General features: G+C 70.9%; 11 protein-coding genes. 6 read left to right on the top strand and 5 right to left on the bottom strand.

The genetic code is table 11. The annotated features are described in order from the left end of the window. Nucleotides 1-171 precede the first annotated feature (171 nt). From glk to GTO19_RS11070, 4 genes are read right to left on the bottom strand one after another with little or no spacing between them, the layout of a single operon-like run. Nucleotides 172-1,155, bottom strand: a complete 984-nt coding sequence (glk, locus tag GTO19_RS11085; protein ID WP_291020989.1) for a glucokinase — start codon at nt 1,153-1,155, stop codon at nt 172-174. A gap of 37 nt (nt 1,156-1,192) precedes the next feature. Continuing rightward, entirely contained in the window at nt 1,193-1,639 is a 447-nt protein-coding gene (gene trxC / locus GTO19_RS11080) for a thioredoxin TrxC (RefSeq protein ID WP_291020988.1), read from the bottom strand. Between the two features lie 49 nt (nt 1,640-1,688). Then, on the bottom strand, nt 1,689-1,883 hold the full coding sequence (locus GTO19_RS11075; protein WP_291020987.1) for a DUF2905 family protein: 195 nt from the start codon (nt 1,881-1,883) through the stop codon (nt 1,689-1,691). A gap of 11 nt (nt 1,884-1,894) precedes the next feature. Next, entirely contained in the window at nt 1,895-3,037 is a 1,143-nt protein-coding gene (locus GTO19_RS11070; protein ID WP_291020986.1) for an SAM-dependent methyltransferase, read from the bottom strand. On the opposite strand from GTO19_RS11070, the gene GTO19_RS11065 reads away from it, so the two are divergent. Genes GTO19_RS11065 through GTO19_RS11050 form a run of 4 tightly spaced genes read left to right on the top strand, consistent with a single transcriptional unit; the run spans nt 3,036 to nt 5,841 of the window. Continuing rightward, nucleotides 3,036-3,812: an SDR family oxidoreductase gene (locus GTO19_RS11065; protein ID WP_291020985.1), complete on the top strand. Its 777-nt coding sequence runs from the start codon at nt 3,036-3,038 to the stop codon at nt 3,810-3,812. The two genes, GTO19_RS11070 and GTO19_RS11065, sit on opposite strands and share 2 nt — an antisense overlap. Before the next feature lie 7 nt (nt 3,813-3,819). Then, complete coding sequence (locus tag GTO19_RS11060) at nt 3,820-4,194, top strand: dihydroneopterin aldolase (RefSeq protein ID WP_070400359.1); 375 nt, start codon at nt 3,820-3,822, stop codon at nt 4,192-4,194. A 16-nt stretch (nt 4,195-4,210) separates the two neighbouring features. After that, the gene (ttcA, locus tag GTO19_RS11055) at nt 4,211-5,137 is read left to right on the top strand and encodes a tRNA 2-thiocytidine(32) synthetase TtcA (protein WP_291020984.1); all 927 of its coding nucleotides are present in this window, start codon (nt 4,211-4,213) and stop codon (nt 5,135-5,137) included. Between the two features lie 38 nt (nt 5,138-5,175). Beyond that, nucleotides 5,176-5,841, top strand: a complete 666-nt coding sequence (locus tag GTO19_RS11050) for a DUF4136 domain-containing protein (protein ID WP_291020983.1) — start codon at nt 5,176-5,178, stop codon at nt 5,839-5,841. Nucleotides 5,842-5,865: 24 nt separating this feature from the next. Here GTO19_RS11050 and GTO19_RS11045 read toward each other — a convergent pair whose 3' ends face one another. Next, nucleotides 5,866-8,235: a PAS domain-containing protein gene (locus tag GTO19_RS11045; RefSeq protein WP_291020982.1), complete on the bottom strand. Its 2,370-nt coding sequence runs from the start codon at nt 8,233-8,235 to the stop codon at nt 5,866-5,868. Nucleotides 8,236-8,300: 65 nt separating this feature from the next. On the opposite strand from GTO19_RS11045, the gene GTO19_RS11040 reads away from it, so the two are divergent. Beyond that, entirely contained in the window at nt 8,301-8,951 is a 651-nt protein-coding gene (locus GTO19_RS11040; RefSeq protein WP_291020981.1) for a histidine phosphatase family protein, read from the top strand. Further along, a partial coding sequence (locus tag GTO19_RS11035; protein ID WP_291020980.1) for an alanine racemase occupies nt 8,935-9,915 on the top strand: 981 nt, incomplete at its 3' end. The genes GTO19_RS11040 and GTO19_RS11035, both read left to right, overlap by 17 nt.

Genomic DNA, 9,915 nt, shown 5'->3' with positions numbered 1-9,915 from the left:
CGCCGGGAATGGGCGCGGCGCCATGGCCGCGCCAGTAGTCGGGCACCACCAACTGCATGCGCCGCAGCCAGGCCTGATCCTCGGGGGTGAAGACGAGCACGGTTCTGAGCGGGGTGGTCATGGCATCTCCTGGTGCGATCGACGAGGGGTCAGGTTAGCGCAAGGCGGGTCTCAGTCCAAGCCGTCGAGACCGCGCGCCGCGCCCAGCAGCGCGGGCGATTCGCGCGCGGTGATCACCCACACCGGAATGGCGCCCAGGTAGTCGCCAAAGCGGCCCTTGTCCTCGAAGCGGGCGCGAAACGGCGAGCTGTCGAACCAGGTGCCCAGGCGCGGCACGATGCCGCCGCCCAGGTACACGCCGCCACGTGCGCCCAGCGTGAGCGCGAGGTTGCCGGCCACCGAGCCCAGCAAGGCGCAGAAAAGCTGCAGTGTCTCCAGCGCCTGCGGCTGGCCGTGCCGCAGCGCGGCCTCGGTCACGTCGGCGGCGCGCTCGATGCCTTGCACGGTGACGCCATCGGCCTCGCACAGGATGCGAAAGCTGTCGATCAGGCCCGTGCCGGAGCACACGCGCTCGGCCGAGGCGCGGCCGTAGCGGGCCGCCAGCGCGTCCATGAGCAGGCGCTCGCGCGGCGTGGCCGCCGGCAGCGTGACATGACCGCCCTCGCCCTGCAGGGGCGCCCAGCCGTGGTCGCCGCAGGGCAGCAGGCCCGACACGCCCAGGCCGGTGCCGGCGCCCAGCAAAGCGCGCGCGGCGCGCGGCACGGCCTGGCCGCCGCCCACCTGGCGCAGATCGGCGGCCGGCAGCACCGGCAGGGCCAGGGCCAGCGCGGTGAAGTCGTTGAGCACGCGCAGGCGCTCCCAGCCCATCGCCTCGCGCAGCGCGCGCTGGGAGAAGGCCCAGTGGTGGTTGGTCATGCGCACCTCGTCGCCCGTGACGGGGTTGGCGATGGCGATGGCCGCCGCGCGCACCGTGCGCGGCGCCAGGCCGCAGAGGTAGTCGCGCACGGCGTCCTGCACGTGAGGGTAGTCGGCCACGGGCAGAACGCGGACGTCGCTCAAGGGCTCGCCGGGCGCGGACTGGAAGGCGAAGCGGGCGTTGGTGCCGCCGATGTCGGCCAACAGGCGGCCGCCCGTGGGTGCAGGGGTGTCGCTCATGGCGACGGATGATAGGCCGAGCGCCGCCGGGCCCGCCTCAACGCGGCAGGTGGGCGCGCGTCCAGCGCACGATGTCCGCCGCGCCCATGGCACCCGGCTGGCGGGCGATCTCCCGACCGCCCGAAAACAGCGCCAGCGTGGGGATGCTGCGGATGTTCATGGCCGCCGACAGCGAAGGCGCCTCTTCGGTGTTGAGCTTCACCAGCCGCACGCGCGGCTCGAGTTCGCGCGCCGCCGCTTCGAACTGCGGCGCCATCGCGCGGCAGGGGCCACACCAGGGCGCCCAGAAGTCCACCAGCACCGGCAGGTCGGACTTCTCGACGGTCTTGCGAAACCCGGCCTCGTCCAGCGCCACCGGCCCACCGGTGAACAGGGCCCGGTGGCAGCGACCGCAATCGGGCGCGCTGCCCAGCGCATCCGGCGCGAGCCGGTTGGTGGTGCCGCAATGCGGGCAAACGACGTGCAGAGGGGTGGTGGCGTCCATGTCCCCAGATGACGGCCATCGGCAGGAATTGCAAGCCCCCGCCCGGGGTTCAGATCAGGTAGCCGATCAGGCTCGCCACCAGACTCAGCAGCACGGTGCTCGCAAACGGCAGGAACCACTCGCGGCCGAAGGCGCGGAAATGGAAGTCGCCCGGCAGACGGCCCAGGCCCAGGCGGCGCAGCAGCGGCGTGGCCCAGCTGATGAGCAGCAGGGCCAGGAAGATGACGATCATCCAGCGGATCACGGGCCACCTTCCTAGAGCCGGTGCGTGCGGTCGCCGTGCGCGAAGCCGATCGGCACCCAGCCGGCTCCGCCACCCGATGGGGTCAGCGCGATGACCTTGAACAGCTCGCCCATTTCGTGCTCGTGCACCAGCATCTGCATGCGCGAGCGCTCGCGCGGGTCGGCGCCCTGCGAGAGTTCGACCAGGCCCAGGTTGATGAGGAAGCGCCCCTGGCTGGTGTAGCCGATGACGTCCAGCCCCGCGTCCTGCGCCGCCAGGGCCACACCGGTGAAGTTCACGTGCGCGGTGATGTCCTTCTCGCCGGGGCGGTCCAGCACCTCGTCGTCCACCTGGTGCGCGCGGTGTGCCACCAGCGTGCCCATGTGGCGCTGGGGGTGGTAGTACTCGGCCTCGGGAAAACCGTAGTCGATGAACAGCGCCATGCCACGCACGAGGCGATCGGCGATGGTGCGCACGAAGGCCTCGGTCTGCGGATGCACCTCGGTGCAGTAGTCGTGCTCGCCGGGCACGTCCAGGGGCGGGCGCAGGGTGGTGGGCCGGTCCGCCCAGGCAAAGCCGTCGCCCGCCCGCACCACCACGCGCTCGTGCCAGACGCCTCCGACGCGCGCCAGCGGTGTGACGGGGATGGCGTCGAGGATCTCGTTGCCCAGCAGCACGCCCTCGATGCGATCGGGCAGCACCTCGGCCCAGCGCACGCGATCGCCGAATGCCGCCAGCCGCTCGCGCTGGCGCGCGCGCAGTTCACCCGGCAGATCGACGATGGTGTAGCGCGCGACCGGCTGGCCAAGGGCGTCGAGCTCGGCGATGAGCTCGGCCGCCAGCGCGCCGCTGCCGGCGCCGAATTCCCAGACCTCCTGCGTGCCGGTGGCCGCCAGGGCCTGCGCCACCTGGCGGGCCAGGGCGCGGGCAAACAGCGGCGTGAGTTCGGGCGCGGTGACGAAATCGCTGCCCTGCGACGGGAAGTGGCCGAACTTGGGCGTGCCCGCCGCGTAGTAGCCGAATCCCGGTTCGTACAGCGCCATGCTCATGAAGCGTTCGAAGGACATCTGTCCGCCGGCCGCGTCAATGGCTGTCAGGATGCGGGCCGTCAAGGGGCTGGCTACACTCCCGGGCTGGTTCACGAATGGGGCGTTCACGCGCCGATTGTCACCCATGCCCTCCCCTCCAACGCCCCGCACCGCGCTGGTCACCGGCGCCGGCCGGCGCCTGGGCCGGGAGATCGCCATCACCCTCGCGCGGGCCGGCTGGAACGTGGCGGTGCACCACCGCCATTCGCTGCACGAGGCGCGCCAGACCGCGTCCGACTGCGAGGCCGCCAGCGGGCGCGCCGGCAGCGCCCACACCTTCTTCGCCGACCTGTCCGACGAGGCCAGCGTGCGCGCGCTGCTGCCCGCCGTGGCGGCGCGCTTCGGCGCGGTGGACGCGGTGGTCAACAGCGCCTCCACCTTCGAGCACGACAGCGCCGGCAGCTTCGACTTCGCCACCATGGACGCCCACTTGCGCGCCAACACCGGCGCGCCCGTGCTGCTGGCGCAGGCCCTGCACGCGCACCTGGGCGAGCGCGATGCGCGCGGCGCGGTGGTGAACCTGCTCGACCAGAAGCTGTGGAACATGAACCCGGATTTCTTCAGCTACACCCTGTCCAAGGCGGCGCTGGAGGCGGCCAACACCATGCTGGCGCTGGCGCTGGCGCCCCGCGTGCGCGTGGTGGGCGTGGCGCCGGGGCTCACGCTCACCAGCCACCTGCTCAGCGAAGAGAAGTTCCGGCAACTGCACCAGCAATCGCCGCTGGGCCGATCGTCCACCCCGGCCGACGTGGCCGCCGCCGTGGCCTTCGCGCTGGACAACGGCTCCATCACCGGCACCACGCTGCTGGTGGATGGCGGCCAGCACCTGATGCGCTTCGAGCGCGATTTCTCCCTCATGTGAGGACCGCATGATCCCCACGACCGCCGCCACCCAGATCCTGACCCTCACCGGGCTGCGCTTCGACGCCAACCTCGGCATCCTCGACCGCGAGAAACACGCGCCGCAGCCCATCCAGGTGGACGCCGAACTGAACCAGGGCACGCAGCCCCTGCTGCCCAAGGACGACGACATCACCCACGTGCTCGACTACCGCAAGGTGCGCCAGATCATCATCGACGAGTGCACCGCCGAGCACGTGAACCTGCTGGAGAGCCTGATCGGCAAGCTCACGCGCCGGCTCATGCAGTTGCCCGGCGTGATCGGCGTGCGCGTGAAAATCGCCAAGCTGGAGATCTTCGAGGACTGCGAGGTCGCGATCCGCATGGAAAGCGGGCAGTGGTGACCCTGAAGGAATGGCAATGAACATCGAACTGGAAAACCACAAACTCGAGAAGCGGCTGTGCCGCGAGGTCGGGCGCGCCATCGTCGACTACAACATGATCGAGGAAGGCGACCGCGTGATGGTGTGCGTCTCGGGCGGCAAGGACAGCTACGGCCTGCTCGACATCCTGATGAAGCTGCAGCAGCGCGCACCGGTGAACTTCGAACTCATCGCGGTCAACCTCGACCAGAAGCAGCCGGGCTTTCCCGAGCACGTGCTGCCCGAGTACCTGGGCAAGCTCGGCGTGAAGTTCCACATCGAGAACCAGGACACCTACTCCATCGTCAAGCGCGTGATCCCCGAGGGCAAGACGCTGTGCAGCCTGTGCAGCCGGCTGCGCCGCGGCATCCTCTACCGCGTGGCCGACGAACTCGGCGCCACCAAGATCGCGCTCGGCCACCACCGCGACGACATGCTGCAGACCCTGCTGCTCAACATGTTCTTCGGCGCCAAGCTCAAGGGCATGCCGGCCAAGCTGGTGAGCGACGACGGCAAGCACGTGGTGATCCGCCCGCTGGCCTATGTGCCCGAGAAAGACCTCACGCGCTGGGCCGAGGTGCGCCAGTTCCCCATCATTCCCTGCACCCTGTGCGGCAGCCAGGAGAACCTGCAACGCAAGCAGGTGGGCAAGCTGCTGCGCGAATGGGAGAAGCAGTACCCCGGCCGGGTGGAGAACATGGCCAGTGCGCTGCAGAACGTGGTGCCCAGCCACCTGATGGACCGCGCGCTGTTTCCTTTTGAAACCCTGCGGGCGAGCGGCGTGCCGGACGACAACGGCGACAAGGCCTTCGACGACGAGCCGCTGGCCACGCCATCGGTCACCGCCGAGGCAAGCGAACCCACGGCGGCAGGGAACCCGCCCGCGGCCCGCACGGTCATACCCATCGCCACCGAAGCCAGCTGACCGCCAGCCACGAGGGGCTTCAACGCCAGGAGACGTCCATGCCCTCGATCCGCCTTCTCATCCTCGCCTTCGCCGCGCTGTTGCTGTCGGGCTGCGCGTCCGTCATCCTGGTCGACAACCAGGTGGAGAGCTTTCCGCGCTGGCAGGACCGCGCGGCCAACGCGGCGGTGCCCGCGCCGCCGCAGGTCTATCGGTTCGAGCGCCTGCCCTCGCAACAACAGGAACAGCGCGGCGGACGCGGCCAGGACGAACTGGAGCGCTACGCCGAGGCCTCGCTGGCCAAGCTGGGCTGGACGCGCGCCGCCGCCAATGTGTCCGCCCCCTGGGCCGTGCAGGTGAACGCCAGCAACGTGCGCCTGCCCCGCGCGCCCTGGGAAGACCCCTGGGACACCTGGGGCTGGGGGCCGTACGGCGGCTACCCCTTCGCCATGCCGGGGCGCGACTACGTCGTCACCGGCTCCGGCCAGGTGGTGTTCTTCCCCATGATGGCGCCGCGCTTCGAGACGCCGTACTACCAGCGCACGGTGTCGCTGGTGATCCGCGACGCCGCGAGCGGGCGCGTGGTGTACGAGACACGCGCCGCGCACGACGGCCGCTGGAACAGCACGCCCGCGCTGTGGACGGCCATGCTCGACGCGGCCTTGCAAGGCTTCCCCACGCCACCCGCGGGCATGCGTCAGGTCAACATCGAAGTGCCGCGCTGAGGCCACGGCCTCCCGCGCGGCGTCTCAGGCCGGCAACTGCGGTCGGTCCGCGGCTTCCAGCAGCGCGCCGATGGCCTGCGCCAGCGCGTCCATGTTGTCCTGCTTGGGCAGCACCGCGCGCACGCCCAGGGCCTCGGCCTCGGTCACCAATGCCTCGCTCACGTGCCCGGAGACGATGGCCACCGGCAGCGCCGGTCGCCGGGCGAGCGCGGCGCGCGCCACCTCCAGGCCCGACAGCACCGGCATGTTCTGGTCGGTCACCAGCAGGTCGATCGGCTCGTCCTCGTGCCCGGCCAGCCAGTCGATCGCGGCCTGACTCGATTCGAAGGTGGTGACGCGCGCGCCACGCTTGGTCAGCAGGCGGCGCACCAGGAACACCAGGGCCTCGTAGTCGTCCACGTACACGAGGTGCCGGCCTTCCAGCGCGGGCAGCCTCGCGGGTTCGGGCACGGCGGCGGGCTCGTCGGCCGACGCGCCCTCGGGCGCCAGCGGCAGGTACACGTCGAAACGCGTGCCCCGACCCGGCGCACTGTCCAGCGCGATGGCCCCCTTGTGGGCCTTGACGATGCCGTGCACGACAGCGAGCCCCAGGCCCGTGCCCGCCCCGGGCGCCTTGGTGGTGAAGAAAGGTTCGAACACGCGCCGCTGCGTGTCGGCGTCCATGCCCGGCCCGTTGTCGGCCACGCTCAGGCAGGCGTAGAGCCCGGGGCTCAGGCCACCGAGCTGCAGCGCGCGCGCCGCGTCAACCGCCTCTTCGTGCAAGGCCACCGTGATGTCGCCCGCGCGCCCTTCGAAGGCCTGCCAGGCGTTGGTGCACAGGTTCATCAGCACCTGCTGCAGTTGCGTGCCATCGGCCATCACGGGCAGCGGCGGACCGTCCAGCGCGGACGTCAGCCGCACGCCGGCCGGCAGGAGCGTGCGCATCAGGCGAAGGGCTTCATCCATCAGCGGCCGCAACAGGCGCCGCTCCATGATCTGGGCGTCGCGCCGGCTGAAAGTGAGGATCTGCTGCACGAGTTGGCGCGCGCGAATGGCTGCGCGGCTGATCTCGCTCAGGCTCTCCTGCGCGGGGTGCTCGGGGCCCACGTCTTCGCGCGCGAGCACGAGGTTGCCCAGGATGGCCGCCAGCAGGTTGTTGAAGTCGTGCGCGACACCGCCGGCCAGCGTGCCGATGGCCTCCATCTTCTGGCGCTCGCGCAGTTGCGCCTCGAACTGGCGTTGCTGCTCCTCGGCCTGCTTGATCTCGGTGATGTCGGTGTGCGTGCCCACCAGGCGCAGCGGCCGGCCTTGCGCGTCGCGCGCCACCGCGGTACCGCGCGTGAGCACCCAGATCCAGCGCCCATCGCGCGTGCGGATGCGGTGTTCGTTGCGGTAGACGGGCGTGCGCCCTTCGAAATGCGCCTGCCGCGCGGCGAGCATGCCGGCCACATCGTCGGGGTGCGTGCGCTCGTCCAGATCAGCGGCCACGCCGTGGACGTCCTCCCGCGAGTAGCCGTACATGGAGAGCAGGCTGTCGGACAGGTACTCCTCGCCTGTTTCCAGGTTCCAGTCCCACACGCCGTCGCCGGCGCTTTCCAGCGCCATCTTCCACAAGGCCTCGCTGCGGTGAAGGGCCTCCTCCATGCGCTTGAGTTCGGTGATGTCGAGCAGCACGCCCACGCGGTGGATGCCCTCGTCGTCGCGGTAGACCTCACAGGAGCGGTTGTGCACCCACTTGAGCACGCCCTCGGGCGTGACGACGCGGAACTCACCCGAGAGCACCGCCTTGCCGCCGAGCAAGGCCCGGGTTTCGGCCGCCAGGCGCGGGGCTTCGTCCGGGTGCAGCAGTCGCGTGATGGTGGTCGGGTCGCGCAGGAAAGCCTCGGGCAGCACGCCCAGCAGGTCGCGCACGCCCGAACTCACGTAGCGGTAGCGCCGCGTGCCGTCGTGGTGCACGACAAGCGAGAACACCATGCCGGGGATCTGGTCGGCCAGCGCCTGCATGCGGTCCTGCTGTTCGCGGATGTCGCGCTGCTGCGCGACCCGTTCGGTGATGTCTTCCACCGTGCCTTCGTAGAACAGCACCTGGCCGTCGGCGCCGCGCACGATGTGCGCGTTCTCGCTGACCCAGGCGCGTTCGCGCGTCTTGTGGCGGTACACCTCCGAGACGAAGCCACGAACGAAGCCGTCGCGCTCGAGCAGGCTGCGGAAGTCCTCGCGGCGCCGGCTGTCCACGTACCACTCGGTGGCGATGTTGCCGACGCTGGCGATCAGCGCCGCCTCGCTCTCATGGCCGTTGAAGCGCACGAGGGCCTCATTGGCCCGGATCATCCGGCCATCGGGGGCGCTGCGGTAAGCGCCGATCGGCAGGAAGTTGAACAGCGAGGAGAAGTCGCCATCGGGGGGCGTGGCCATGCGCGGCATTGTGTCGCAAGGGCCGGTACATTTCATCCAGACCGACCCTCTCTCCGGGAATACGCTTGCAAGTCACCCGCATCCTGGCCGTGCGCCACGGTGAAACGGCCTGGAACCGCGACACGCGCATCCAGGGCCACACCGACATCGACCTCAACGACCACGGCCGCTGGCAGGCCGAACGGCTGGCGCACGCCCTGCGCGACGAGCCCATCACCGCCATCTACAGCAGCGACCTCAAGCGCGCGCGGGTCACCGCCCAGGGGGTGGCCGACACGCGCGATCTGCCGGTGCACGCGCACATCGGCCTGCGCGAGCGCAGCTTCGGCCGTTTCGAAGGCCACACCTGGGACGAACTGGAGCTGCGCTACCCCACCGAGACCCTGGCCTGGCGCAAGCGCATGCCCGATTTCGCGCCACCCGGTGGCGAGACCCTGCTGCAACTGCGCGAGCGCGTGGTCGGCACGGCGCTGGAACTGGCCGCGCGCCACCCGGGCGAGCAGATTCTGCTGGTGGCGCACGGCGGCGTGCTGGACGTGCTGTACCGCGCCGCCACCCGGCTGGAACTGCAGGCGCCGCGCAGCTGGCAACTGGCCAACTGCGCCGTCAACCGCCTGCTGTGGTCGCCCGAAGGCCTGGCGCTGGTGGGCTGGGGCGACGTGAGCCACCTGCAAGTCCCCGACGACGAAGGAGTGCTCGATGAGCGCAACGCCTGAGCGCTTCGCGGGCCTGATCGGCCAGGGCGTGGCCGCCATCGACACGCCCGCGCTGGTGATCGACCTGGACGCCATGGACCGCAACCTGCACCGCATGGCCGACTGGTGCCAGGCGCGCGGCCTGCGCCTGCGCCCGCACGCCAAGATGCACAAGTGCGCCGAACTGGCGAAGCTGCAGATGGCGCACGGCGCGGTGGGTGTGTGCGTGCAGAAGATCGGTGAGGCGCTGGCGCTGTCCGCCGCCGGCGTGACGGACGTCTACATCAGCAACGAAGTGGTGGACCCGGCCAAGCTGACGCGCCTGGCGCGCGCGGTTCGCGCGGGCGGCACCCGTTTCGCCATCGCCGTGGACAGCGCGCTGGGCGTTGAACGCCTCGCACAGGCCCTGGCCGCGGCCGGCGTGCGAGGGCCGGGCGCCATCGACGTGTTCGTGGAAATCGACGTGGGCCATGGTCGCTGCGGCGCGGCGCCGGGCGAGCCGGCGCTGGCCCTGGCGCACGCCGTGGCGGCGCACGCCGCGCTGCGCCTGGCGGGCCTGCAGGCCTACCACGGGGCGGCCCAGCACCAGCGCACGCCGCAGGAACGCCGCGACACCGTGGCGCGCGCCGCCCAGGCCGTGGCGCGCACGCGCGCGCTCATCGAGGGCGCGGGCCTGGCGCTGCCACTGGTCACCGGCGCAGGCACCGGCACCTTCGTGCATGAGGCGGCCAGCGGCCAGTGGGGCGAGCTGCAAGCCGGCTCCTACCTGTTCATGGACGCCGACTACGCCGCCAACACCGCCGACGGCGAGTCGCCCGCCTTCGAGCACGCCCTCTTCGTCAAGGCACAGGTGATGAGCCGCCCCGAGGGACGCGCCGTGATCGATGCTGGCCACAAGAGCCACGCCATCGACAGCGGTCTGCCGCGCGTGTGGCTGCCCGAGGGCCTGGACTTCGCCAACGGTGGTGACGAGCACGGCGTGCTG

The sequence above is a fragment of the Hydrogenophaga sp. genome, from assembly GCF_011772445.1.
GTDB lineage: Bacteria > Pseudomonadota > Gammaproteobacteria > Burkholderiales > Burkholderiaceae_C > Hydrogenophaga.
This window is presented reverse-complemented; position numbering and strand designations above follow the sequence as displayed.